General features: G+C 63.3%; 22 protein-coding genes, 1 tRNA gene and 1 other RNA gene. 11 read left to right on the top strand and 13 right to left on the bottom strand.

The window, feature by feature from the left end:
* Nucleotides 1-333: 333 nt before the first annotated feature.
* On the top strand, nucleotides 334-1095 hold the full coding sequence (locus AAGW05_RS06830) for an SDR family oxidoreductase (RefSeq protein ID WP_411803737.1): 762 nt from the start codon (nucleotides 334-336) through the stop codon (nucleotides 1093-1095).
* An 86-nt stretch (nucleotides 1096-1181) separates the two neighbouring features.
* Here the strand turns inward: AAGW05_RS06830 and AAGW05_RS06825 are convergent, their stop codons facing one another.
* The 7 genes from AAGW05_RS06825 to AAGW05_RS06795 all read right to left on the bottom strand — a co-directional run bounded on the left by AAGW05_RS06825 (nucleotide 1182) and on the right by AAGW05_RS06795 (nucleotide 6926).
* Entirely contained in the window at nucleotides 1182-2684 is a 1503-nt protein-coding gene (locus AAGW05_RS06825) for a nucleobase:cation symporter-2 family protein (protein ID WP_411803736.1), read from the bottom strand.
* 141 nt (nucleotides 2685-2825) lie between these two features.
* Nucleotides 2826-3737: a factor-independent urate hydroxylase gene (pucL, locus tag AAGW05_RS06820; protein ID WP_411803735.1), complete on the bottom strand. Its 912-nt coding sequence runs from the start codon at nucleotides 3735-3737 to the stop codon at nucleotides 2826-2828.
* A 4-nt stretch (nucleotides 3738-3741) separates the two neighbouring features.
* Nucleotides 3742-4083 carry a hydroxyisourate hydrolase gene (uraH, locus tag AAGW05_RS06815; RefSeq protein ID WP_110104878.1) on the bottom strand — a complete coding sequence of 114 codons (342 nt, stop codon included), beginning with the start codon at nucleotides 4081-4083 and terminating at the stop codon, nucleotides 3742-3744.
* Complete coding sequence (gene uraD, locus AAGW05_RS06810; RefSeq protein WP_411803734.1) at nucleotides 4080-4577, bottom strand: 2-oxo-4-hydroxy-4-carboxy-5-ureidoimidazoline decarboxylase; 498 nt, start codon at nucleotides 4575-4577, stop codon at nucleotides 4080-4082. Before uraD ends, uraH begins: the two co-directional genes overlap by 4 nt.
* A 267-nt stretch (nucleotides 4578-4844) precedes the next feature.
* Nucleotides 4845-5312 carry a thioredoxin-dependent thiol peroxidase gene (gene bcp / locus AAGW05_RS06805; RefSeq protein WP_411803733.1) on the bottom strand — a complete coding sequence of 156 codons (468 nt, stop codon included), beginning with the start codon at nucleotides 5310-5312 and terminating at the stop codon, nucleotides 4845-4847.
* A 176-nt stretch (nucleotides 5313-5488) separates the two neighbouring features.
* Nucleotides 5489-6400, bottom strand: coding sequence for a 3-methyladenine DNA glycosylase (locus AAGW05_RS06800; protein WP_411803732.1), 912 nt, complete (start codon nucleotides 6398-6400; stop codon nucleotides 5489-5491).
* 4 nt (nucleotides 6401-6404) lie between these two features.
* Complete coding sequence (locus tag AAGW05_RS06795; RefSeq protein ID WP_411803731.1) at nucleotides 6405-6926, bottom strand: MarR family winged helix-turn-helix transcriptional regulator; 522 nt, start codon at nucleotides 6924-6926, stop codon at nucleotides 6405-6407.
* Between the two features lie 115 nt (nucleotides 6927-7041).
* On the opposite strand from AAGW05_RS06795, the gene AAGW05_RS06790 reads away from it, so the two are divergent.
* Nucleotides 7042-7266 carry a hypothetical protein gene (locus tag AAGW05_RS06790; protein WP_411803730.1) on the top strand — a complete coding sequence of 75 codons (225 nt, stop codon included), beginning with the start codon at nucleotides 7042-7044 and terminating at the stop codon, nucleotides 7264-7266.
* 100 nt (nucleotides 7267-7366) lie between these two features.
* A complete protein-coding gene (locus AAGW05_RS06785; protein ID WP_411803743.1) occupies nucleotides 7367-7591 on the top strand; it encodes a hypothetical protein in 225 nt (74 codons plus the stop codon).
* Nucleotides 7592-7790: 199 nt separating this feature from the next.
* On the opposite strand, the gene AAGW05_RS06780 is transcribed toward AAGW05_RS06785, so the two are convergent.
* Entirely contained in the window at nucleotides 7791-9077 is a 1287-nt protein-coding gene (locus AAGW05_RS06780) for an aspartate kinase (RefSeq protein ID WP_411803729.1), read from the bottom strand.
* 316 nt (nucleotides 9078-9393) lie between these two features.
* Between AAGW05_RS06780 and AAGW05_RS06775 the strand changes: the two genes are divergently transcribed.
* Nucleotides 9394-10377 carry an ABC transporter ATP-binding protein gene (locus AAGW05_RS06775; protein ID WP_411803728.1) on the top strand — a complete coding sequence of 328 codons (984 nt, stop codon included), beginning with the start codon at nucleotides 9394-9396 and terminating at the stop codon, nucleotides 10375-10377.
* Nucleotides 10374-11522 carry an ABC transporter permease gene (locus AAGW05_RS06770; protein WP_411803727.1) on the top strand — a complete coding sequence of 383 codons (1149 nt, stop codon included), beginning with the start codon at nucleotides 10374-10376 and terminating at the stop codon, nucleotides 11520-11522. The genes AAGW05_RS06775 and AAGW05_RS06770 overlap by 4 nt, the downstream gene beginning before the upstream one ends.
* Before the next feature lie 15 nt (nucleotides 11523-11537).
* On the opposite strand, the gene ilvD is transcribed toward AAGW05_RS06770, so the two are convergent.
* The gene (ilvD, locus tag AAGW05_RS06765) at nucleotides 11538-13433 is read right to left on the bottom strand and encodes a dihydroxy-acid dehydratase (RefSeq protein ID WP_411803726.1); all 1896 of its coding nucleotides are present in this window, start codon (nucleotides 13431-13433) and stop codon (nucleotides 11538-11540) included.
* Nucleotides 13434-13511: 78 nt separating this feature from the next.
* On the opposite strand from ilvD, the gene AAGW05_RS06760 reads away from it, so the two are divergent.
* Nucleotides 13512-14345 carry a helix-turn-helix transcriptional regulator gene (locus tag AAGW05_RS06760; RefSeq protein WP_411803725.1) on the top strand — a complete coding sequence of 278 codons (834 nt, stop codon included), beginning with the start codon at nucleotides 13512-13514 and terminating at the stop codon, nucleotides 14343-14345.
* On the opposite strand, the gene recR is transcribed toward AAGW05_RS06760, so the two are convergent.
* The 3 genes from recR to ffs all read right to left on the bottom strand — a co-directional run bounded on the left by recR (nucleotide 14342) and on the right by ffs (nucleotide 18498).
* On the bottom strand, nucleotides 14342-14941 hold the full coding sequence (gene recR, locus AAGW05_RS06755) for a recombination mediator RecR (RefSeq protein WP_411803724.1): 600 nt from the start codon (nucleotides 14939-14941) through the stop codon (nucleotides 14342-14344). The two genes, AAGW05_RS06760 and recR, sit on opposite strands and share 4 nt — an antisense overlap.
* Before the next feature lie 78 nt (nucleotides 14942-15019).
* The gene (locus tag AAGW05_RS06750; protein ID WP_411803723.1) at nucleotides 15020-18331 is read right to left on the bottom strand and encodes a DNA polymerase III subunit gamma and tau; all 3312 of its coding nucleotides are present in this window, start codon (nucleotides 18329-18331) and stop codon (nucleotides 15020-15022) included.
* Nucleotides 18332-18402: 71 nt separating this feature from the next.
* Nucleotides 18403-18498, bottom strand: an RNA gene (ffs, locus tag AAGW05_RS06745) — signal recognition particle sRNA small type.
* A gap of 175 nt (nucleotides 18499-18673) precedes the next feature.
* Between ffs and AAGW05_RS06740 the strand changes: the two genes are divergently transcribed.
* The 3 genes from AAGW05_RS06740 to AAGW05_RS06730 all read left to right on the top strand — a co-directional run bounded on the left by AAGW05_RS06740 (nucleotide 18674) and on the right by AAGW05_RS06730 (nucleotide 19587).
* Nucleotides 18674-18883 carry a hypothetical protein gene (locus AAGW05_RS06740; protein WP_411803722.1) on the top strand — a complete coding sequence of 70 codons (210 nt, stop codon included), beginning with the start codon at nucleotides 18674-18676 and terminating at the stop codon, nucleotides 18881-18883.
* Nucleotides 18884-19232: 349 nt separating this feature from the next.
* Nucleotides 19233-19320, top strand: a tRNA-Ser gene (locus AAGW05_RS06735).
* Nucleotides 19321-19407: 87 nt separating this feature from the next.
* Complete coding sequence (locus AAGW05_RS06730; protein WP_411803721.1) at nucleotides 19408-19587, top strand: hypothetical protein; 180 nt, start codon at nucleotides 19408-19410, stop codon at nucleotides 19585-19587.
* On the opposite strand, the gene AAGW05_RS06725 is transcribed toward AAGW05_RS06730, so the two are convergent.
* Nucleotides 19529-20416 (bottom strand): hypothetical protein, encoded by an 888-nt coding sequence (locus AAGW05_RS06725; RefSeq protein ID WP_411803720.1) that lies wholly within the window; start codon nucleotides 20414-20416, stop codon nucleotides 19529-19531. The two genes, AAGW05_RS06730 and AAGW05_RS06725, sit on opposite strands and share 59 nt — an antisense overlap.
* 120 nt (nucleotides 20417-20536) lie before the next feature.
* On the opposite strand from AAGW05_RS06725, the gene AAGW05_RS06720 reads away from it, so the two are divergent.
* Both AAGW05_RS06720 and AAGW05_RS06715 read left to right on the top strand, forming a co-directional pair.
* Nucleotides 20537-20836 (top strand): type II toxin-antitoxin system VapB family antitoxin, encoded by a 300-nt coding sequence (locus tag AAGW05_RS06720; protein WP_411803719.1) that lies wholly within the window; start codon nucleotides 20537-20539, stop codon nucleotides 20834-20836.
* Entirely contained in the window at nucleotides 20829-21716 is an 888-nt protein-coding gene (locus AAGW05_RS06715; protein WP_411803718.1) for a LytR C-terminal domain-containing protein, read from the top strand. The genes AAGW05_RS06720 and AAGW05_RS06715 overlap by 8 nt, the downstream gene beginning before the upstream one ends.
* The last annotated feature ends 45 nt before the right edge of the window (nucleotides 21717-21761 follow it).

The following is a 21761-nucleotide window of genomic DNA, read 5'->3' as shown; positions in this document are numbered from 1 at the left end:
GTTCTGGTCTCGTTGAAGCATTGGTACCTCTTTCCACGGGACCCTCACACAGCTGCATGTTGGTGAGATGTGTAGTTCCATCCGCCAACCGCTCGTCATCGAGCGGTTGGGGCAGGGTGGACTTGGTCGGGTCCCAGTTGATTATTATCAGTATGTGAAAACAAAATATTGTATCTTGAGAATACTGTGCCTCGTGGTGTGACACAAGACGTCTTCTGATATGACGCGCCGCGCTGGGTTGACCGCGACGTTGAAGCGGTGCCCAGACGCTTCACATGCACCACCGGCTTGGCTGCAGTAACCTCAAGGAATCCTCACCTGTAAGGAGCAGAGATGAACAATCAAACACAGACACCGAAGGTCATGGTGGTCACGGGCGCTGGATCCGGGATAGGGCGGGCGGTGGCACGCCGTGCCGTGGCTGAAGGCTACAACGTGGTGTTGGCGGGCCGGCGCGAGCCTGAGCTTGCCGCAAGCGTTCCCGGAGGCCCGCACGCGCTCCTGGTGCCCACCGACGTCACACAAGCTGACGCGGTTGCTGAGCTGTTCGCCCGGGCCGTGGAGCGGTTTGGACGCGTTGATGTCCTTTTCAACAATGCCGGAATCTTCGGCCCAAGCGGCGCTGTGGATGAAATCTCCCTGGCCGGATGGAACGACACCCTGGCCGTGAACGTCACTGGATCCATGCTGTGCGCGGCCCAGGCTGTGCGAACCATGAAGGCCCAAGTGCCCCAAGGCGGGCGCATTATCAACAACGGTTCTATTTCCGCGCACTCTCCGCGCCCCAAATCGGTGGCCTACACGGTGAGCAAGCACGCCATCAGCGGACTGACAAAGTCGCTGGAGCTGGACGGCCGGGCCTTTGGCATCAGTTGCGGCCAGATCGATATCGGAAACACTGCCACTGACATCATGGCCGAATTGGATGTTGAAACCGGGGCGCTGCAGGCCAACGGCTCACTGCTCGTGGAGCCGACGTTCCCTGTGGATGAAGCAGCCCGGACAGTTCTCTTCATGGCAGGGCTGCCGGCCAGTGCCACCATCGGTCAGCTGGTTGTCACGGCGGTGGGGATGCCGTTCGTGGGACGCGGCTAAACTGCCAGGCGAACCAGAGAAACAACGACGGCGGTGACCTCCTGGTGAAGGAAGTCACCGCCGTCGTTATTTACTTGGCAGCAAAGCTAGTGGGAACCGGAGTTGTTCGGCGTGATCGGCACTTCGCCCGTGATGGGGACTTCCTGGCCTTTTACATCGATCAACTTGCCGTTTTCGCAGCGGTCTCCTTCTTGGAGGTGCTCCATCACGTCGGAACCGACGACACGGCCCGTACCGGCGACGAAAACGGAGGCGTTCTCGGAGTTGCCGAACTTGAGGTGGTTGAACAACAGGTTCAGCAAGATGGCGACCACGGCGGCGGAGCTGATGCCGGAGTGGAAGATGGTGGCGAACCAGTCCGGGAACTTATTGTAGAACGTCGGTGCGGCGATCGGGATGATGCCTGCACCGATGGCCGTGGCCACGATGATCATGTTCATGTTGTTCTTGTAGCTGACAGCTGACAGCGAGCGGATGCCGCTGGCTGCAACAGTGCCGAAGAGCACGATTCCGGCGCCGCCCAAGACGGGCGTCGGCACTGCTGCCACGATGCGTCCCATGACGGGCAGGACGCCCAGAATAACGAGGATGACACCACCGGCAGCAACAACAAAGCGGCTCTTGATGCCCGTGACGGCGACCAGGCCGACGTTTTGGGCGAAGGCACTCTGGGTGAATGAACCAAAGACGGGAGCCACAACGCTGGCTGCCATGTCGGCGCGCAGGCCATTACCGAGGCGGCGGGAGTCGATCTTGGTCCCAACGATTTCGCCGACTGCCAGGATATCCGCTGAGGTTTCCACCATGATGACCAGCACCACGATGAACATGGAGATGATGGCTGCCAGGTGGAATGTGGGCATGCCCAAGTGGAAGGGCGTCGGGAAGGCGGCGATGGGTCCTTCGCCAATCTTGGAGAAGTCCGCCATGCCTACGACAACGGCAATCAGTGTGCCGATCACCATGGCGAGCAGGATGGACAGGCGCGAGATGGTGGCGCTGCCGACCTTGCTCAGAAGCAGCACGATCACCAGGGTGGCGGCGGCAAGGCCGATGTTGGCAACACTGCCGTAGTTTTCGGCTTTCTTGTTCCCGCCCATGGCCCAGTTGGCTGCCACGGGCATCAGGGACAAGCCGATGACCGTGATGACAGTGCCGGTTACGACAGGGGGGAAGAATTTAATGATCTTTGAGAAGATCGGTGAGATCAGCAGGCCGAGCGCCGAGGAAACGATGACGGCTCCAAAAACGCTCTGGATTCCGCCGCCGCCGTTGACAATTGCCACCATGGTGGCAACGCCGGCGAACGAGACGCCTTGGACCAAGGGGAGTTGCGATCCGAAGAATGGAACACCGATGGTCTGCAGCAGGGTGGCAAGGCCGCCCATGAACAAGCAGGCTGCAATTAGCAGGCCAATGTCAGCCGGCTTCAGGCCAGCGGCCTGGCCAACAATCAGGGGTACGGCAATAATTCCGCCGTACATGGTGAGTACGTGCTGGAATCCGTAGGCAAAATTTGCCCCGATACTTAATTTTTCGTCCTCTGGCCTCGTGGATACTACGGCTGCGGATCGTGAACTCTTGGTCATAGCGGACCTCCTTGTCTGCTTACCCTTATAAAGCGACAACCCACTTTGGGGGCTGTCGTGGCGGGTGGGCGGGGGATTAGGGCCCCCGCCCACCCTGTTATGCGTACCTCAACGAACTCGCGCCCGGTGCGGTATTTGTCTCTAGCAGAAGCCTGCCACGCCGTCCCAGACGTTGCCAGCTTCCGACGCATTTTCGCGTGTGACGGTTGCTTCGATCAGGCCGTAGGGACGGTCTGCTGCGAAGAACACCTCGTTGGGGTTGTCCTGGCCAAACGGGGACAGGTCAACCAAGAAGTGGTGCTTGTTCGGCATCGAGAACTTCATTTCATCGATCTCCGGGTGAGCTTCGAGAACTTTTGTGCCCATTTCGAACAGGGTTGTCTGGAGTGCGTGGGAGAAGTTCTCACTGAAGCCCTCCAGCAGAAGTGCCTTGACGTCTTCGTATGACTTGTTGAAGTCGAAGTCTGCGCCAATAGCTCCGGGGTTGAAGCGCCAGCGTGCAGCCACGTCGGTGGCGAGGATGCGGTCGCTGGTCTCGGCCAAGGTGGTGAACTTGTCCACCGGGAAACCGGAGAAACCTGACTGGGTGGACTTCAGGACGGTGAGGTCCTTCAGGCCGGCGAGAACGTGGGTGTTCTCCCCGTCCTTGACCACAACAGCGGTGCGGACTTCCTGGTTGCTCTTGACGAAGGCGTGATCGTGCTCTTTGCCGTTGGCCTGGATGCGGTTCCATGCGTACTGCTCGGCTGCCCAGCGGCCGCCCGTTACCCAATCGAATTCGCTAGTGAAGTGTGCGCCGAGGCGAAGCAGGAATGCTTCGGGGGAGCCCACGCCGTCACGGGCAAAGCCGTAGACGGTGTTCTTCTGAGTGTCGGTGGGAACTACGTGGCCGTTGTCTCCATCGAGGTGGGCGGCCTGGAAATCGCCGCGCAGCTGCGAGGTGACGTTGAGGTCTTCGATCTCGTGGCGGTCGGTGTCGCGAGTGATCTTGACCAGGCGAACTTCTGCCTTACCGTACTGGTTTGCGCCCAAGATGATGTTGTTATCGCTCATGGTATTAACTTCCTCGATATGTTGAATAGGCGAATGGACTCAGGAGAAGGGGAACATGGTAATGCTCCTGACTAGCCTGAACCGCAAAGGTCAGCGATACCTCCGGGAAGAAGGTGTCCGTCTTGATGCCGGCGAAGTAGGCCTGAGTGTCAAACCGCAATTGGTAGGTACCGCTTTGCAGTTTTTCAGGACCAAGATCTTTCACCCGCCCGTCAGCATCAGTGGTGCCCGACGCAATCTGGAACCATGCCTCGCCGTCGCGGGCGTAAAGCTCGACGGCGACACCTGCAGCAGGTTTCCCCAGTGCGGTATCCAGAATGTGGGTGGTTATATGGGAGACGCTCACGCGCTCATCACTCCTTCGAGCCGCAACAGTGCGATTTCGCGCAGCTGCTGGGCAACTATGAGGGCTTCTTCCTCGGCGGTGTTTTCCAACCGCCGGTGAAGGATTTCAATGATCTCATTCGGGCTGCGTCCCGCAGCCCGAATGAGGAAAACTTGGTCAAACTTGGCTTCGTAGGCACGGTTGCCTTCGGCCAGAGCGGAAACGATGGCTGCATCCGTGGGATCCACGGCTGACTGCTCGCTGCGCGACAGGCTTGCTTCGGCGCTGTTGCCGCCGGCACGTTCACCAATGCGGGGGTGGTGCGCCAAGGCGGAGGTGACCTCCTGGGCGGTAAAAGGTGCGGCGGCGCTCTTGGCGGTCTCAAAGATTTCCTCCACCGCGGCGTATGGCCGGGCGTCGATGATCTCTTGGATCCACCGCTCCACGTCGATGCAGGGGCGGAGCGCAGCCACTAAATTAATTTCTGGCTTTTCATTGAATTCGTTCAACAGCATGGCACGTAGACCCTTGCGATTCTTAGGCTGGCATCCACGGCGTAGGCTATGCGAAATCAATTACTTTTTTTCGCATCGTGGAACTGTTATTTCAGCGTATGAATAAGTGAACCGCATCACATGAGAAATGTCAACTGTGATGCCGAGTTGGTGGTCATGAGGTCGCCGGAGTGACCTGAGTGCGCAAAAAGGCACCCTGATGCACGAATCTCACCGGGAGATGTGTGTCAGGGTGCCCTGAATTGCGCGGGGGCGGAGCAGTGGAAGCTATAGTCCCAGGTCCGCGCGAAGGCGTGCCACGTGGCCGTCGGCGCTGACGTTGTACTCCGCGGACCGAACGGTTCCGTCGGCATTGACCACTACCGTGGATCGAAGGGTGCCGATGACGGTCTCGTTGTTGACGAGCTTTTCGCCCCATGCGCCCCATGCCTCAGCCACTTGGTGGTTGGCGTCGGAGAGGAGTGGGAAGTTCAGGTCGAATTCATTGGAAAAATTGGCCAACGCGTCCGCAGGGTCCGTCGATATCCCGACCACATCCACGCCCGCCGCTTGCAGCGCGCTCAGGCTGTCGCGAAAATCGCAGGCCTCGGTGGTGCAGCCGGGGGTGGCAGCCTTGGGGTAGAAATACACGATCACTTGGCGTCCGGCAAAGTCGGCCAGGGAAATTTCTTGGCCGCTGGCGTCGGGAAGGTTGAATCCTGGCGCTACTTGGCCGGCGGTGAGAGAGCTAGGCATGGAATTCCTTATATTTCGTAATGTGAAAATTTAATATTGCTTGGCGAAACTAGAGTAGGGCTGATGTAAGCTTAGGTCAATGCTCGCGGTCATGCGCTCGTCACGGTGAGTAAGAAAAGCGCGCGGGATAGGTCCCTTGCCGCCTAACGTGTCGCAGCTTCCACTGCCACCGGCTGTCATTGTAGCGCCTGCAGTGCCGTGCGCAGCCGATCGCGCAGAATGGCGGATTCGGCGCTGAACGCGCGCTGGTGCGCCACGTAATCGGCTTTTCCGGTGGCCGTCTCTATCTGGATGGGCGGGTAGCCCCACTTCGCAAGATCGTACGGCGAGGCCCGCATGTCCATGGCCCGGATGCGCCACGACAACTCAAAGCAGTCCATGACAAGTTCGCTCGGCAGTGCGGGCGAAAGCTTGTACGCCCACTTGTACAGGTCCATGTTGGCGTGCAGGCAACCTGGCTGTTCCATCTCGCGCTGGTTCTCCCGTGAGGGCGTCAGCTCGTTCAGGCCTATGGCCTCCGGGGTGTAGAAGCGGAACGCGTCAAAGTGGGTGCAGCGGATCTTGTTGTTCTCGACCACCCTGTCCGTTCCGGTTGAACCCAGCCGCAGTTCGAGGTATTCGTGCCGAACCTCGTTGGTCTCCGCCTTGTACACCATGGCCCATTCATGCAGCCCAAAGCAGCCAAATTGGGCAGGCCTCGACGCGGTCCGGCCCACGATGATCGCCGCAAAATCCACGGCCTCCCTGCGCCGCGCCAGGAACGCTTCCCGATCAAGCACGACGGCGGAGCCCGGCCAGGGTGCCCCCGCCAGCTCGCGCTCGGCACCGGTCGCGGCCCGGTAGAACTTCCAGCCGAGACGTTCTTCCGCTGCGGGGCCTGTGAGCACGACGCCGGCGCCGGGGTGCCAACGCGAAAGTTGGCCGGGTTTTTGGGTGTAGTACGTGAAGAGGAAGTCCTCCACGGGATGCTTTTGGTTGGCGGACCGGCGGGCGAGGTAGGGGGCTGCGTAGCGGTTCACGCGGGCCTGGTGCGCATCGGCCCGTTCCTGCCATGCCCCCTCGGCCAGGGACTGCAAGGCGGGGTTCATGCTCCTAATTATCCGCCATGTCCGGGGTCTCCTGCGCGGGGGTGCCCGGGGCCGGGGTTGGGCTGGAAGGTGCGGCCCCGGCGTCGTCCGCGTGGGTGGCGGCATCGATCAGAGCCATCATGGTCGCGTGCAGGGCCATGGCCCCCTCGCGGTCAAGGCCCAGCCTGGCCATCATGGTCCCCGGTACGGCCAGCGCCTTCTGGCGCAGGGCCGCGCCTGCGGGGGTCAGGTCCACCGCCAGGGCCCGCTCGTCGGCCAGGTCCTTCGTGCGGGTGATGTAGCCAAGGGTTTCAAGGCGCTTGAGCAGCGGTGAGAGAGTGGCGGATTCGAGCAGCAAGGTGGCCCCAATGTCCTTGACGCGGCGCGGGGCCAGCTCCCACAGGGCAAGCATCACCAGGTACTGCGGGTGCGTGAGGTTCAGGGCGGCGAGCACTGGCTTGTAGGCGGAAATGACGCTGCGTGAGGCAACGCTGAGACCAAAACACAGCTGGCGCTCCAGCAGTAAATCATTCTCAACGGTGTCCATGACCATGCTCCCTCATTTAGTTAGTGCACTAACTAAAGTGTACTATGGAAGGCATGGACACCATCGATCAGGCCGAAAGACCCTTTTTGGGCCCCGAGTTGCAAGGACTGCCCCTATGCCCAAGTTGAACCCGGCTCAAAAACTGATGCGCTTCACCGGACACCTGCGCTACATTTTTGGCCCCGCCAGCAGCAGCCCGTTGGACCATGAAATGACTCCTGAAAACAAGGAGCTGCTGTTGCGGCAGCAGGCGGCCAGCGAGGCGTTTGTCACCGTGACGCGGCCGGACGGAAGCACCTACCTTATCCCCAGGGACACCAACGACCAGTCCCTGCGCTGACAGCTTCCGGGCATCCCTCCGCCCGTGCCTTTGCGCCGCTTCGGGCGTAAAATTGGAGGATTCCCAGCCAAGGGATTCCTCTGGAGAGGGGGTGTTGATGATGGCAAGCGGCGAAAAGTTTGTCGGCAAGTTCATGCATGTGACCGACAAGTTCCAAAAGGTGTTTGGTCCTGCGGATCAAGGGGACATGGGTTCTCCCGTGGTGCATAGGCACGACGACTACGAGGAGAACAGTGACGAACAGCTCTCCCACTTCAATCAGGAAACGGATTCAACGGGTCACCCTTATGCAATCCGCAAGGAAGAACCTGCAGACGAGGTGTAGACCATCCACAACTTGGCCCCGGGCCTGCACGCCCGGGAACAAGGAGCAAATAAGGGTGTGTACCGGAAGAAGTCCGGGACACACCCTTATTTTTTTGGGCCGAAACGCCACGGGCTATTAACCAGTGGCTTGGGCCCACAGCCCCGAGGGGCCCCGATGGAAGCCGCGCCAGCGGATTCAATCGGGGAGTGGCTGGGGACTAGCGGCCGGTGCCGCCGTAAACGGTGGCTTCGTCCTCGCCGTCAAGGCCGAAGACGCTGTGCACTGCGCGCACGGCAACGTCCAGCAGGTCGGCGCGGGTCACCACTGAGATGCGGATCTCGGAGGTGGAGATCAAATCGATGTTCACGCCGGCGTCGGAAAGTGCCTTGAAGAACTTGTAGGAGACGCCCGGGTTGGAGCGCATGCCTGCACCGATGAGGGAGAGCTTGCCGATTTGATCGTCGTAGATCAGCTCCTCGAAGCCGACCTCGGACTGCTGGGCGCGCAACGCGGCAAGGGCATCCTCACCCTCAACCATGGGCAGCGTGAAGGAGATGTCCGTCTTGCCGGAGCCGTGGGTGGAGATGTTCTGCACGATCATGTCGATGTTGCTGTGCGCGCCGGCGATGATGCCGAAGATCATTGCGGCCTTGCCCGGGATGTCCGGCACGCCTACAACTGTTACTTTGCCTTCGGACCGGTCGTGGGCCACGCCGGAGATGATTGGCTGCTCCAAGGCAACTCCCTCTGAGATCTTGATTTTGTCGTCGGGGCTGGGCAGGACCCAGGTTCCCTCATGGTCACTAAAGGAGGACCGCACATGGATGGGCAGTCCGAAACGCCGTGCGTATTCCACGCAGCGCAGGTGCAGGATCTTGGCGCCGGAGGCGGCCATTTCAAGCATTTCCTCGCTTGAGATCTTGTTGATCTTCTGGGCCGTGGGCACAACGCGCGGGTCGGCGGTGTAGATGCCGTCAACGTCCGTGTAGATTTCGCACACGTCGGCGCTCAGGGCGGCAGCGAGGGCGACGGCGGTGGTGTCGGATCCGCCGCGGCCCATGGTGGTGATCTCATGCGTCTGGCGGCTCATGCCCTGGAAGCCCGCCACAATGGCGACCTTGCCCTTGTCCAGGGCGGTGCGCACGCGGTGTGGGTCAACATCGATGATGCGGGCCTTGCCGTGGATGCCGTCGGTGATCATGCCAGCCTGGCTGCCGGTGAACGATTGGGCCACGCCGCCTTCGGAGCTGATGGCCATGGCCAACAGGGCCATGGAAATTCGCTCGCCGGCTGTCATGAGCATGTCCAGCTCGCGGGCCGGGGGGTGCTCGGAGACCTGGGCTGCCAGATCGAGGAGTTCATCGGTGGTGTCGCCCATGGCGGAAACCACGACGACCACTTCGTGGCCTGCCGCCTGGGTGGAGACCACCCGGCGGGCCACCCGAAGGATGCCTTCGGCGTCGGATACGGAGGATCCGCCGTACTTTTGAACTATCAGGCTCATGGATGCACACTCATAGACTTACCTAACGCAACACTAGGAGAAGGAAATTTGCTGCCGCTCACGCAGGTGCCGCGCCGTCGCGCTGGGCCAGTGCGGCATCATCAGCGCGGAAGGCAGTTGAGCCAAGTTTAGCGCGGTGCCGCGCGAACAAGGAATTGATGTGTCCACATGGTGGGCCATGACGTCCACTTCCGCCCGCGGTGCCCGGCCAATGCGAGACGGTCCGGAACATCCCATGACGGGATGAAGACTTTCCCTCCGGCCAACCCTAGGCTGGTGCCATGTCCGCGACCGCGGTCCACTTGGAGGGGGAACAATGACCGAACACCTGCCATTAGATGGCCATTCACCGGAACCGGTTCCACCGGATCACGAGCCGCCGTTTCACGGGCTCTCGGCCACCGGGCTGTCCCGCAGCTTTGGTGCGGTTCACGCCGTCGTCACCATGGACCTGCACGCCCCGGCGGGGCAGGTGACTGCGCTGATTGGGCCCAATGGTGCAGGGAAGACCACGCTGCTGCTGATGCTTGCCTCGTTGCTGGCACCGGATGCCGGGACGATCAGTGTCATGGGCATTGACCCGGTCACGGATCCTGCGGCGGCGCGGGCCAAGATTGGCTGGATGCCGGACACCCTTGGCGTGTGGGAATCGTTGACTGCGCGGGAGATCCTCTCGACCATGGGCAGGTTTTACCACCTGCCGAAGGCGCAGATTCCGGGCCGTGTTGCGGAGCTTTTGGACCTTGTGAACCTGTCCTCCCTGGCCGATCAGAAGGCACGGGTCCTTTCGCGGGGGCAGCAGCAGCGGCTGAGCCTTGCCCGCGCACTGATCCACGACCCCCAGGTTTTGCTGCTCGATGAGCCTGCATCCGGGCTGGACCCGGGCTCGCGCATCGCGTTGCGGGGCATTCTGCAGCGGCTGGCTGCCGAAGGGAAGGTTGTTGTTGTTTCATCGCACGTGCTGGCTGAGCTGGATGAAATTGCCGACGGCGCCGTGTTCGTGAACCAGGGGCGGTCCGTGCTGGCCCAAACCGTGGACGAGGCAGCCGGGCAGGGGCGGCGGTATTCCATCGCCGCACTTGATCCCCAGGCGCTGGCTGTGGCGATGACGTCCCTTGGGCTCGGTTTTGAGGCCGGGACCGGGCGCCGGGATTCAATGACCGTGGGCCTGGGGTCCGAAGCCGACGCCTCAAGGCTGTTGCGGGACCTGGTGCAGGCAGGCGTCGATGTGTGTTCCTTTGCCCCTGCTTCCGGCGCGCTGGAAGAAAGCTACATGAGCATGAAAGCGGAGGAATCATGAGCCTTGGCCGATACTTCTCCGGGATTTTTGCCGTGGTGGGCATGGAATTGCGCCAGCGGCTGCGTTCGCGCGGCTGGTACATCATGCTCGGCATATGGTTTGCCCTGATTTGGCTCGTGACAGCCCTGACCTGGACGAGCTGGAAGGCCCAGTCAGGTTACAACTTTGACCACGGGTTTGGCAGGGGCGGCCCGGGCTCGCTGATCTTTGAGATCGTCCTGGCCTTTGTGCTGCTTTTTGGCTTGTTGGTGGCGCCGGCATTCTCCGCAAATGCCATCAGCGGGGACCGATCTGCCGGGACCCTTGCCATCATGCAGGTGACCTTGCTTCGCCCGGGACAGCTCCTGTGGGGGAAGTTCCTGGCATCGTGGGTCGCCGCGCTGGCGTTCCTTGTGGTGAGCGTGCCGTTCCTGATATTCGGGATAGCCCAAGGCGGCCTGAGCGTGGGGTACATCGTTGTCGCCTTGCTAATGCTCGCCATTGAACTGGGTGTTGTGTGCGCGCTGGGCGTGGGCATTTCAGCACTGGCCAACCGCCCGCTGTTCTCCATCGTGGTGACGTACCTGGTGGTTGCCGTGTTGGCTTTCGGTACGCTGATCGCCTTCGGCCTGGGCATCTCGCTGAGCAACGGGACGGTGCTGGCCAACCAGGCGTTCTACAAGGACACCTCCTACCAGTTCCCTGCAGGCGCCGCAGGGGAAAGCGGGGCCACTGAAGGCTACCCGGCCCCGCCGAGGCCTGCGGACATCACGGATGAGAACACCGAGTACGCCTGCTACGGGCCATTGACGCAATACCCGACCATGCGAACAGATCGCGTGGCCTGGATGCTGAGCATGAATCCGTTCGTTGTGGTGGCCGACGCCATTCCCTACCCGGCCCCACCCCAGCAGAATCAGGGGTACTCCAACAGGGGACTGATCGAATCGATCAGCCAGGGAGCCCGCTTCGCACAAGCCGGCCCCGACGGAACGTACCCATGCGCCAACGGCAAGGTGACGGCGTCGTACATTTCCCCGCAAACACCGCTCTGGCCGCTGGGGCTTGGACTGCAATTGCTCGTTGCTGCAGGACTCCTGGCGCTGGCGTGGCGTGCGCTGCGCACCCCGGCAGGGAAGCTGCCCCAGGGAACGCGGGTGGCGTGAGGCCTCAACGGAGTCTTAGGAAACTGACACCGCAGTCCTCGGAGCGGTCATCATGATCGCGTCCTCCGGGATCTGGCGGATGGCACCCTTGTCGGCGCTGGTGGCCATGGAGGCGTAGGCGCGCAGGGCTGCGGACACCTCGCGCACACGGCCAACTGGCTGATAGCCAGTGGTGGATTCGAGCACGTCACGGCGCGCATCCAGCTCGGCATCATCAACGAGCAGTTCCATTGAACGGTTGGGGATGTCGATCCGGATGCGGTCGCCGTCCTGGACCAGGGCAATGGTTCCGCCGGCCGCGGCCTCGGGGGAGACATGGCCGATCGAGAGGCCCGATGTGCCGCCGGAGAAGCGGCCGTCGGTGATGAGCGCGCAGACCTTGCCCAGCTTCAGGCCCTTCAGGAATGAGGTGGGGTACAGCATTTCCTGCATGCCCGGTCCGCCGCGCGGGCCCTCATAGCGGATGACAACAACGTCGCCGGCCTTGACCACCTTCGAGAGGATCTTCTCCACTGCTTCGTCCTGGGACTCGCACACAACGGCCGGTCCCTCAAACGTCCAGATGGACTCGTCCACGCCCGCGGTCTTGACCACTGCGCCGTCGAGCGCAATGTTGCCGCGCAGCACTGCCAGTCCGCCGTCCTTGGAGAAGGCGTGCCCGACATCGCGCAGGCAGCCTTCGGCACCGTCGGTGTCCAGTGAGGTCCACTCTGCCGACTGCGAGAACGCTGTGGAGGAGCGTTGGCCGCCGGGGGCTGCGGTCCACAGGGCCTGCGCGTCCTCGGTTGCCTTGCCGCCGCGAATGTCCCAATCATCGAGCCAATCCGTGAGTCCCTCCGAGTGGACGGACTTGACGTTGGTGTGGAGCAGTCCGCCGCGGTTGAGCTCGCCCAACAGGGCCGGGATGCCGCCGGCGCGGTGCACGTCTTCCATGTAATACGTCTTGTTCCCTGCAACGTTCGGGGCAACCTTGGCAAGGCACGGCACCTGGCGTGACTTGGCGTCGATGTCCTCGAGATCGTACTTCAGGCCAGCTTCCTGTGCCGCGGCGAGCAGGTGCAGGATGGTGTTGGTCGAACCGCCCATGGCGATGTCAAGGGCCATGGCGTTGTCGAAGGCCTCGAAGGAGGCGATGTTGCGCGGCAGGACTGAGTCGTCGTCGTCCTCGTAGTACCGCTTGGCAAGGGCGACGGCGGTTGCACCGGCACGCTCGTAGAGGTCCTTGCGCGCGGTGTGCGTTGCGAGCAAGGAACCGTTGCCCGGCAGTGACAGGCCGATAGCCTCGGTCAGGCAGTTCATGGAGTTCGCTGTGAACATGCCCGAGCAGGAGCCGCAGGTGGGGCAGGCGTTTTCTTCGATGAGGTTGATGTCTTCGTCGGAAATCGAGGGATCCACGGCGTCGGAAATGGCGTTGACCAAATCCAGTGTGCGGATGGAACCGTCGGTCAGGGTGACGCGGCCGGCCTCCATGGGGCCGCCGGAGACAAAGACGGTGGGGATGTTCAGGCGCAGGGCGGCCATGAGCATGCCGGGGGTGATCTTGTCGCAGTTGGAGATGCAGACCAGCACGTCGGCGCAGTGGGCGTTGACCATGTACTCCACGGAGTCGGCGATCAAATCGCGCGAGGGCAGCGAGTAGAGCATGCCGCCGTGGCCCATGGCGATGCCGTCGTCCACGGCGATCGTGTTGAATTCGCGGGCGATGGCGCCGGCCGCGTGGATGGCGTCGGAGACGATGCGGCCCACGGGTGCGAGGTGCGTGTGGCCGGGGACGAACTCCGTGAAGGAGTTGGCGACGGCGACGATCGGCTTGCCGATGTCGCTCTTGGCGACGCCGGAGGCCATCATGAGGGCGCGGGCGCCGGCCATGTTACGGCCGTGGGTGACTGTGCGGGAGCGTAATGGAGGCATATGGATAGTCAACCAGATTTTGGGGCGGGATCGAAAGACGGTCCGAATACTAGTAGTGGCAGTGCTATGTTTGCGTACATGTTTGAGGAACGACGACGTGAACTGGGCCAATTTCTCCGGGACCGCCGCGGCGCCCTGGTCCGTGCCGAACTTGGGCTGCCTCCCATCGGAAGAAGCCGGACGCTGGGGCTGCGTCGCGAGGAGATTGCCGCCTTCTCCGCCGTGAGCGTCACCTGGTACACATGGCTGGAACAAGGGCGCGACATCAACGCTTCGCGCCAGGTGCTTGAGGCGGTGGGCCGGGTGCTGCGGCTGAGCCCCGCGGAACAGGCCTATGTGCTGGTGCTGGGCGGCCACGCCGCCGTTCCGCCGGCAGGTGGCGCCGCCATTGAGTCAGTGCCCGCGCATCTGCAGGCACTCCTTGATGCCCTTGACTTTCCGGCCTTTGCGGTTGCCCCGGATTGGGGCATTGCTGGCTGGAACAGCGCCTATCAAGGCCTGTATTCGCGCATTGCCGAGGTGGATCCCGCCGACAGGAACCTGTTGTGGCTGGTGTTCACCGACCCGGCGCTGCGCCGGATGCTGCCCGACTGGGACGTGACCAGCCGCCATTTTGTGGCTGAATTCCGTGCCGAGGCAGGCCCAAGGCTCGGCTCGGCGGCGCACACCGCACTCGTGGAAAAGCTGTCGGAGGCCAGCGAGGAGTTTGCCCGCATTTGGGCCACGCACAGCGTGCAGGGCTTTGCCTCACGGCAGCGCGTCTTTGTGCATCCGCAGGTGATGGAGCTGACGTTCGAGCAGCACCGGCTGGTTCCCTCCGACGTCCCCGAGCTGCACTTTGTGCTGTACGTCCCGACGGCGGGAACCCCCACGCGCGGGCGGCTCGCGGAACTTGCTGCGTTCGATTTCTAGGTCAGGGCGTTGCGGCGGCCCTCAAAGGCGCGGCCAAGAGTGACCTCGTCGGCGTACTCAAGATCGCCGCCCACGGGCAGCCCCGAGGCAAGGCGGGTCACGGCGATGCCGATGGTTTTCAGCATCCGCGAGAGGTAGGTTGCCGTGGCCTCACCCTCGAGGTTGGGGTCGGTGGCGATGATGATTTCCTGGATCTGGCTGTCGTTCAGGCGTGTGAGCAGTTCTCGGATGCGCAACTGGTCAGGGCCGATCCCCGCAATGGGGTTGATGGAGCCGCCCAGCACGTGGTAGCGGCCGCGGAAGGCCCGGGTGCGCTCGACGGCAAGGACGTCCTTTGACTCCTCGACCACGCAGATGACAGTGGGGTCCCGGCGCGGATCGCGGCAAATGTTGCACAGCTCGGCCTCGGTGACGTTGCCGCACACGGTGCAGAACTTCACGCGCTCCTTCACCGTGACGATGGCGCGGACCAGCCGCTGCATGTCCTCGTTGTCCGCCTCGAGAATGTGGAACGCGAGCCGTTGGGCCGACTTCGGGCCGATTCCCGGCAGGCGCCCCAGCTCATCAATGAGTTCCTGAACTGCTCCCTCGTACACAATGCCTCAATCCCATGCGCCAAAACGCTGTTGCTTCAAAAATGGTGGTCGCTGCGCCGAAACGGCCCAGTTTGCGGTTTAGTTTGACGGGTTCAGCGGACGTTCCTCGATGAGCACCCCGCCAAGAATGCGTTCGACCGCAGCCTGGCCCACCACCCCGGATTCCTCAATGGTGACGTCATCGGGACTTGGCACGTCCTCAACATAGGCCGTGGCGGCCGCGAGGGCCGGAGCCTTCGCTCGGCCCGCCTGGGCCTCGGAGCTGTTGGCCAGGCGCTGGTACCTGCTCAGCTTTTCCGTGCCAGTTGCGGGCTCCGTCGCCATGTCCGACGCCGGATCCTCCTGTTGCTGGGCCCGTACCTGCGCCAGTGGTGTGGTGACGGTGGGAACTGTCGGGTAGGTGGATGAGGCGCCAAGCGGGGAACCGTCAACGGGAAGTGCGGCGTTGAACTTGGGGGTTCCCGCATCTGTTGCGGGCGCTTCCGCGCCGTGTTCGGCTGCCTGCTGTGCCGCTGCCGGATCCGCGGGTGTGGAGTCGGTGCCCTGTGCCCAATCGGGGGCGGTGGACATGCTGCCCCAGCCCGGATCGGCAACGTCGGACCGCTGGGTCTGGCCCAGCGAAACGCCCCAATCCTGGGGTGCCGGCTCGTTTGGCTGCCGGCTCGAGCGCTGGGCGATCTGCTCGGCCAGCATGGTGCTGCGGCGGGGAATTTCGGGTTCCGCCGGGGCGGGCGCGACGGGCTCCGCGACAGGGGTGTCCCAGCCCGTGGTCCAGGCCGAAATCGGGGAGACTTTCGGCGGTGTGTAGGCGGGGGCCGGGGTGGCGGCCGCACCGGAGTCGGCTGGCGGGTAGTCGGCTGGCGGGTAATCGGCGGGAGGGTAGTCCGCCGGAGGGTAGGAGTCAGGGTGCGGTTCGTCCCAGGGGTCGCTTGGTTCGGTGGGGCCGTCCCATGGCTGCTGGACGGATTCCGGGGCAGGGGCCGTTGCCACAGGCTGCTGAGCAGCTTGTGGCTGGGCAGCTTGTGCCTGGGCAGCTTGTGCCTGGGGAGCCGGAGGCTGGGTGAACCGCTGCCGGCTGTCCGGGGTTTCCGGTGCAGGAACGGCAGCTGGCATTTGTGTCGCAACCGTGTCCACCGGTGCAAGGGAGGCCGTGGGCGCGGATGATTGAACGGATGCGGCAGCGCCCCCTGCCGTCGGCACTGCAGGTGAGGCTTCGGGCTGCTCGGCCGGCAGGCCCCAGGAATCCAGGGCGGCTGCGGCTGGCGCCTGCGCGGGCACATCCTGCGTGGGGGTTGTCGGAGCTTCGGCCCGGTCCGGGACAGCCGCCGACTGTCCTAGTGGGGACGTGCCTAGTGGGGACGTGCCCCCTGCCGCTTGGGGAGCATTGGCGCCACCACCCTCGCGCTGTGGTGAAGGGCTACCAGTTTGGACTTTTGGGTTTGGCTCAGCGCTCGCTCTCCGGGAGGGGGCTTCGCCGTCGGCCGGGAGGATCTGGACAGTCATGCCGAGCACCTGATTGATGGCCTGTTGCAGGTTTTCCAGGTGGCCGCTGTTGCTGAATGTGCTGATGAGGCCGGAGGAAGGCAGGCCAACGCGCAGCTCAGTGCCGTCGAAGGTCTGCGGGACCACGTTTTGGTTCACGATGACCCACGAGGCCATGCGGATGTTGCGCAGGGCGCCAAGAATCTCCGGCCACGCACGGCGAATCACTTCAATTCCCGTTGAGCCGCCCTGAGCCGGGGCCGGGGCTGCAGGCTGAACCGTCGGTTGCTGATCCTGCTGTGCGCCTTCCGGCTGATGTGCCCGGGAAGTGGCCAACTGGTGTATTGCGTCAGGCGCCTGCTGCTGGGCGGGGAAGTCGGGGCTGGCGGCCGGGGTGGGCAGGTCGTCCCACGTGCGGGCGGCCTGGGTCGGGACCTGCGCAGCTGCCGGGGCGGAAGGCGCGGCCTGTCCCGGTGCCGGAGTCCCAACAGGCGCCAGAGCCTCCTGCTGGGGCGCGGCATGCCGGGCTGCGACTTCGGCGCCGGCGGCTTCCTTGGCACGGGCCAACTGGGCGCGTACGGCAGCGATCCCGCCGCCGGAGCCGGCGTCGGCAGGTGCCGCCGTCGTGCGGGGGGCCGGGAAGCCTTGTTCCGGCAGGTTACCCGGGCCCGGGGCTGGCATGTTCCCCTGGGTGGAGGCAGGGGCGGGAGCATTGCCCGACGGGGCTGCGGGGGCGCCGCCGTAGTTGAGGCGTCGTTCAAGCTGGTCCAGGCGCGTGGCCATGGCCCGGGTCGAGGACTCGGCGCCTGGCAGGAGCAGGCGTGCGCCCAGCAGTTCAAGGTGCAGGCGCGGCGAGGTGGCGCCCGTCATTTCATTGAAGGCGGCATTGGTGACGTCGGCGGCCCGGGAAAGCTCTGCGGCGCCAAGCTGGGCGGCCTGCGTCTGCATGCGGGCGATGAGCTCATCCGGTGTGCCGCGCAGGATCGCGTGGGCGCTCTCCGGCATCGCCTGGACGATGATGAGGTCCCGGAAGCGTTCAAGGAGGTCCTCGACGAAACGTCGGGGATCGTGCCCCGTCTGGATGACGCGGTCAACGGACTTGAACACGGTGGCCGAATCGCCGGCGGCAAGGGCCTCAACGACGTCGTCCAGCAGCGACGCGTGGGTGTAGCCGAGGAGGTCGACGGCGAGGTCGTAGTCCAGGCCGGAGGCCGCTGCGCCGGCCATGAGCTGGTCAAGGACAGAGAGGGAGTCACGCACCGAACCGCCGCCGGCACGAACCACAAGGGAAAGAACGCCGGGGGCAACTGCCACGCCTTCACGGTCGCACAGCAGTGCCAAATACGCCATGAGCGGCTCCGGCGGCACCAGCCTGAACGGGTAGTGGTGGGTGCGCGAGCGGATGGTGCCAATCACCTTGTCGGGCTCGGTGGTGGCGAAGATGAACTTGATGTGCTCCGGCGGCTCTTCAACGATCTTCAGCAGCGCGTTGAACCCTGCCGAGGTGACCATGTGGGCCTCGTCAATGATGAAGATCTTGTAGCGGTCCCGGATGGGGGCGAAGGTTGCGCGTTCACGCAGGTCGCGGGCATCGTCAACGCCGCCGTGGCTGGCCGCGTCAATTTCAATGACATCGAGGGAACCGGATCCCCCGCGGGCCAGTTCAACGCAGCTGTCACACTCGCCGCAGGGGTGGGAGGTGGGTCCCTTGGCACAGTTCAGGCATCGGGCAAGAATTCGGGCGGAGGTGGTTTTACCGCAACCGCGGGGACCTGAGAAGAGGTAGGCGTGGTTGACCCGGTTTTTGTCCAGGGCGGTCATCAGGGGGGCCGTGACGTGTTCCTGGCCGATGACATCGGCAAAGGAATCCGGACGGTAACGGCGATACAGGGCTGTTGGTGCGCTCACAGTTGAAACCCTACCTAATCCGCCTGACAAAATGCCGCGTTGATGCTGCAAATCCGGCACTTCTGGGGAAAAGTAAAGACCCCCCATGCACCCGCCAGAGCCCGCTTACCCTTGCTACCTTCCGGTCCTGGGGGAGTTCACAGGGTGACGCCACATGAGGGGCCGGGAATCAGCTTACCCGACAGCGGCGGTGCGGGCGAATCCGCCACTGCCGGGAGGGGCATTTCAATTTCCAGTCCGCGATGGTACGTTCACCTCGTAGGGGTATGAAGCCAATGCCAAGCCGGCCCCGCAGCGCCTTCGCCCCAGCGTTGCCCGGGCCACCAGGGGAGTTGGGTAGCCATGTCATATGGACTGTTTGAATGGGTTTTTTGGGTGTTGGCCTTCTGCATGGCCTTTTTGGCGCTTGCCCGCATTGAGGTTTTTTCAACCCACTCCAGCCAACGGGCCCACCGCCATTCGGGGCAGCAAGTGTTCCTGTGGATCATGGCTGTGATTTTCGCGCTTTCAGGCTTCCTCACGGCAGTCCTCTCCATGCGCGCCGGACACTAAACCCTTCCGTTACGCCCACATGACGTGAGCGATGTCACCATGTGTGACAACTCTTGTAAAGTTGGCCGGGTGTTGCGGGGGCGGCGGGAGCACCGCCGAATGCAACACGCTGGGCGCATCAAGTGCCCTCTTTCATGTAATTGCCTGCCTTCCGCAGTGAAAACATGGGGAAATAGGGGCGGTATTTCTTGAACGGGGATGTACTGCCCTTATTTCATGCCCAAAAACAGCCCGGACAAAGTCGTCCGGGCCCGTCAATTCGGGGTTTTTGGGTGGCCCTGGGGTTCGATTCGTGACTTGGGCACTTTGTCAGGTACTCTTGAACCTGCCGTGTTCTGCACGGCAAGCTGGAGGATTCGCCTAGCGGCCTATGGCGCACGCCTGGAACGCGTGTTGGGTTAACGCCCTCGGGGGTTCAAATCCCCCATCCTCCGCCAAGTGGAAGGCCCGGAATCATTGCGATTCCGGGCCTTTCAACGTTAACTGGCCGCCAAGGCAGTCCGCCTGGTCAATGTGGCCTCAAAATGCGGCTTCACCCCCAGTACGAAGCCCTCGAGACCCTCCACGAGACGTACCGCGCGCAGTGGCTGAGTGCCGTTGGCGTCCCGTGCAACCAGTTCGGCGGGCGCGAGCCGGGCACCCAGGTTACCGGGCCAGCCCGTCAAGCCAGTGCTGCAGGAAGGCAGCCCCGGCGAAGTCGTTGACAACCTCGTCGCCCAGATCGAGGTCTGCCGCCGTCAGGACGGGGTACGGCTTGGCCGGAACGCCGTCGGCCGGGCGGACATCGACGTGCTTGACCGGATGGTCCCTGTGGTGCAGCCAGTCGGCCATGGCGTAGTCGGTGCGGGAATCACCCACGGTGCGCCAGGCCCGGGGCACGATGCCCTGCGCGGCGAGAAGTTCAACAGCACGGCTGGCGCCGAGGTCTTTGCCCAGCTGCACCGACTCAATGTCGGTGGAGATGATCGACGGGTCAACCCGGTAGTCAACCGTCCCCGACGCATCGGGAGCCCGGTGATCGAGCCGGGTGCCACCGAGCTTGTGGGCTGCCAGCAGGGCCAGCGCATCGGCGTCGAACTTTGGCTGTTCGGCGAGGTAAACGCTGCTCTCAACATCGACGTGCTGCTCAACCGAGACCATGGCCCGCTTGGTCTCGTCGAAGAACATGTGCCCGGCGTAGGAACGGGCGACGAGATCGCGGATGTCATCGCAGAACGCGGTGGACATGGCCAGGGACTTGTCGACGTGGATGGGGCCCGCGCCCTCGGGGGTGAAACTGAACCAGACCGCACCCTTCTCGCAGATGGCATGGACCACGGATCCCTCGGGCAGGCCGGCCTCAAGCATCGGCGCCATGAGCTGTTCGGTGATGAAGGCGTCGGAACGGCCGGTGTTGAACACGACGGGAATGCCCTTCCGGACGAGTTCGATCAGGCTGTCGATGATGCCTGGGGAGACACGGCGGGTCACGGGGCTGGCGAGCGGCCCGTCGACATCGAGGAGCAGGGCGAGCGGCGGCTGGATGAGAGTCATGCACCCATGCTCCCAGTACCGGCGGCGGAAGGGCCACTTTGCATAACCATTTGGCAACATAGCCTGTGTCATGAAGCCGCAAAAGTTCCTTTAGGGGGATGTTGTCCCTAGTCTGAAGGGGTGATCTTCAAAGCTGTTGGCAATAATCGTCCCTACCCGGACCATGGTTACGTGACGCCCAAGGACTGGGCTGGCGTCGCGCCGCGCCAGGTCAGGCTTGCTGACCTGGTCACCACCAAGGCCAACCTTGACCTCGAGGCGCTCCTTGCTGAAGATTCAACGTTTTTCGGCGACCTGTTTCCGCATGTGGTGCAGTGGCGGGACACCCTGTACCTCGAGGACGGCCTGCACCGCGCCGTCCGGACGGCATTGCACCAGCGCACCATCTTGCACGCCCGGGTCCTGGTGATAGATGACTAGGCCGTCGAACGGCCAGCCTTCGGGCGACACCGCTGAAAAGAACGACGGCGCCCATCCCACCGAAGTGGTTGGAGCCACCCCGCCCGTTGGCGCCACCCCGCCCTGCCCCAGCGCGCCGTTGACTGCCAGGCAGTCGCGCGCGGCCGAACGGGCGGCGCGCAGGAAGGCCAAGGACGCCGCCTACGACCTGCGCCAGCAACGCAAGAGATCCAAGGACGGCACGTCCCTGCGCGGACACCACATCGTCGACGCAAAGACCCTGGCCGACGCGTTCCCTGAGCCGGAAACCCCTGAGATCCTCCCCGTCACTGTGCGCCGCCGCATCACCCACGGGGTGGTGTTGGTGCTGCTGCTGGCGTTGGTCGTGGCCGGCGTCGTGCTTGCGGGCATGGTGCAACGCGGTGAGCTTGAGCTAAAAATCGGCTCGTGGAAGACCGCCCCCGCCGCCGTCGTCTGCCCGCCTGAAACCCTGGACTATGTGCCGAACAATACTGTCACAGTCAACGTGTTCAACGGGGGAAGCTCGGAGGGCGAGGCCGGGCAGGTGGCTGCAGAGCTGAAGAAGCGCGGTTTCCTGATTGGGACCGTGGACAATGAGGCCTCAAAATACCACGCGCCGGCAGTGGTTGTTTCAGGCCTCAAGGGCCATGCCGCAGCCTTGAACATGCAGCGCAACTTCCCAGGCACCGAGTACGTTGAGGATGAGCGGACCGACGCCACGGTGGACGTCATCCTGACAAGCACCTTCAAAGGGCTGGTTGAGGCGCCCAAGGTCGACACAAAACCGGGAGTGCTCTCGTGCCCGCGCTTGAACCCGAAACCCAGCGAACCCGCCCTAAGCGTGCCGGCTGGCGGCAAACGGGCAGTTCTTGCCAAGTAGGGGCCTGCCGTAACCCGCCCCGCAGAATCAGTCCTGCGCAATCAC

The sequence above is a fragment of the Arthrobacter sp. LAPM80 genome, from assembly GCF_046736435.1.
Taxonomy (GTDB): domain Bacteria; phylum Actinomycetota; class Actinomycetes; order Actinomycetales; family Micrococcaceae; genus Specibacter.
The sequence above is the reverse complement of the archived record's forward strand: the minus strand, read 5'-3'. Positions and strand labels throughout refer to the sequence as shown.

What these genes read in the sequence shown, in the direction of transcription:
- AAGW05_RS06830 (WP_411803737.1), top strand. Translation starts at nt 334, where the DNA reads ATGAACAATCAAACACAGACACCGAAGGTCATGGTGGTCACGGGCGCT.
- AAGW05_RS06825 (WP_411803736.1), bottom strand. Translation starts at nt 2,684, where the DNA reads ATGACCAAGAGTTCACGATCCGCAGCCGTAGTATCCACGAGGCCAGAG.
- pucL (WP_411803735.1), bottom strand. Translation starts at nt 3,737, where the DNA reads ATGAGCGATAACAACATCATCTTGGGCGCAAACCAGTACGGTAAGGCA.
- uraD (WP_411803734.1), bottom strand. Translation starts at nt 4,577, where the DNA reads ATGCTGTTGAACGAATTCAATGAAAAGCCAGAAATTAATTTAGTGGCT.
- bcp (WP_411803733.1), bottom strand. Translation starts at nt 5,312, where the DNA reads ATGCCTAGCTCTCTCACCGCCGGCCAAGTAGCGCCAGGATTCAACCTT.
- AAGW05_RS06800 (WP_411803732.1), bottom strand. Translation starts at nt 6,400, where the DNA reads ATGAACCCCGCCTTGCAGTCCCTGGCCGAGGGGGCATGGCAGGAACGG.
- AAGW05_RS06795 (WP_411803731.1), bottom strand. Translation starts at nt 6,926, where the DNA reads ATGGACACCGTTGAGAATGATTTACTGCTGGAGCGCCAGCTGTGTTTT.
- AAGW05_RS06790 (WP_411803730.1), top strand. Translation starts at nt 7,042, where the DNA reads ATGCCCAAGTTGAACCCGGCTCAAAAACTGATGCGCTTCACCGGACAC.
- AAGW05_RS06785 (WP_411803743.1), top strand. Translation starts at nt 7,367, where the DNA reads ATGGCAAGCGGCGAAAAGTTTGTCGGCAAGTTCATGCATGTGACCGAC.
- AAGW05_RS06780 (WP_411803729.1), bottom strand. Translation starts at nt 9,077, where the DNA reads ATGAGCCTGATAGTTCAAAAGTACGGCGGATCCTCCGTATCCGACGCC.
- AAGW05_RS06775 (WP_411803728.1), top strand. Translation starts at nt 9,394, where the DNA reads ATGACCGAACACCTGCCATTAGATGGCCATTCACCGGAACCGGTTCCA.
- AAGW05_RS06770 (WP_411803727.1), top strand. Translation starts at nt 10,374, where the DNA reads ATGAGCCTTGGCCGATACTTCTCCGGGATTTTTGCCGTGGTGGGCATG.
- ilvD (WP_411803726.1), bottom strand. Translation starts at nt 13,433, where the DNA reads ATGCCTCCATTACGCTCCCGCACAGTCACCCACGGCCGTAACATGGCC.
- AAGW05_RS06760 (WP_411803725.1), top strand. Translation starts at nt 13,512, where the DNA reads ATGTTTGAGGAACGACGACGTGAACTGGGCCAATTTCTCCGGGACCGC.
- AAGW05_RS06740 (WP_411803722.1), top strand. Translation starts at nt 18,674, where the DNA reads ATGTCATATGGACTGTTTGAATGGGTTTTTTGGGTGTTGGCCTTCTGC.
- AAGW05_RS06730 (WP_411803721.1), top strand. Translation starts at nt 19,408, where the DNA reads ATGCGGCTTCACCCCCAGTACGAAGCCCTCGAGACCCTCCACGAGACG.
- AAGW05_RS06725 (WP_411803720.1), bottom strand. Translation starts at nt 20,416, where the DNA reads ATGACTCTCATCCAGCCGCCGCTCGCCCTGCTCCTCGATGTCGACGGG.
- AAGW05_RS06715 (WP_411803718.1), top strand. Translation starts at nt 20,829, where the DNA reads ATGACTAGGCCGTCGAACGGCCAGCCTTCGGGCGACACCGCTGAAAAG.